Here is a 1165-nt window from a genome sequence, read left to right as displayed (position 1 = left end):
CATTAGTGGATGCATTGTTTCCATTGAACTTAGATGAAGAAATTTGTAAGTTTTTAAGGGAATAAATAGCTCCACCACTGCCAGTTACAAGATTATCATTAAAATTAGCTGAAACAATACTTAATACACCGTTAGAATAAATTGCACCACCGTTAACTCCACTATTGGATGAAAAATTTGAATTGCTTAATATTCTAGTTGTTCCTCCATTGACATATAATGCTCCACCATTGAATAGGACATTATTTTTGCTAAATATAGAATTAGAAATATTTAAATCCTTAAGAGCATATATGGCTCCACCATTATTTGCATTATTTGAGGTAAAACTTGATTTAGAAGAAATACTTATTTGACCATTTGTGTAAATTGCTCCTCCAGAGGTGGTAGCAGTATTTTGTGAAAAATTAACTGCATTAATTTGTAAATCGCTTAAAGAATAGATTCCTCCACCATTTATAGCAGAATTATTTTTAAATACAGAATCATTTAGATATTTAATTGGAATTAGAGTGTAAATTGCTCCACCCATATCTATAGCAGCATTTGAGTCAAAAATCAAGTTTTTCAATATAATTAATTGATTATTATCAATAGTTTCGTTGTATAATCCTAATGCTCCACCATTACTTGCCTTGTTAGAGGTGAAGTTAGAGTTTGATATTGTGACTGATCCATTTAGTGGGTATATTGCTCCACCATTAGAATTAGCATTATTCTTATTAAAATTAGTAGCAATGACATTTAAATCATCTAAGCTGTAAATAGATCCACCATTAGCTGATGCACTATTGTTTAAAAATAAAACACTATTAACAACTAACTTACCATTACTGTAGACTCCACCACCATTAATCGCTTTATTGTTGGTGAAATTAGAGCCATTTAAAATATTTACAGTACCACTATTAATATATAGCCCAGCACCATTAGAACTAACAACATTACTTGAAAATTCAATAAAATTAACAGTTAAATAAGAATTAGTATAAACTCCACCACCATTAACGGCTTTATTGTCATTAAAAGCAGATTTATCAGTAATAGCTGTAACTCCACCATTTAAATACAATGCACCACCATTTAAATTAGCATTATTCTTATTAAAACTAGTAGCAATGACATTTAAATCATCTAAGCTGTAAATAGCTCCACCATTAGCTGA

Annotated in this window: 1 pseudogene; it reads right to left on the bottom strand. The window is 29.9% G+C overall.

Going from position 1 to position 1165, the window contains the following annotated elements:
* A pseudogene (locus tag MBCUR_RS02440) lies at window positions 1-1165 on the bottom strand (hypothetical protein); the annotation flags it as partial.

This window comes from Methanobrevibacter curvatus (assembly GCF_001639295.1).
GTDB classification, from domain to species: Archaea; Methanobacteriota; Methanobacteria; order Methanobacteriales; family Methanobacteriaceae; genus Methanoflexus; species Methanoflexus curvatus.
The sequence above is the reverse complement of the archived record's forward strand: the minus strand, read 5'-3'. Positions and strand labels throughout refer to the sequence as shown.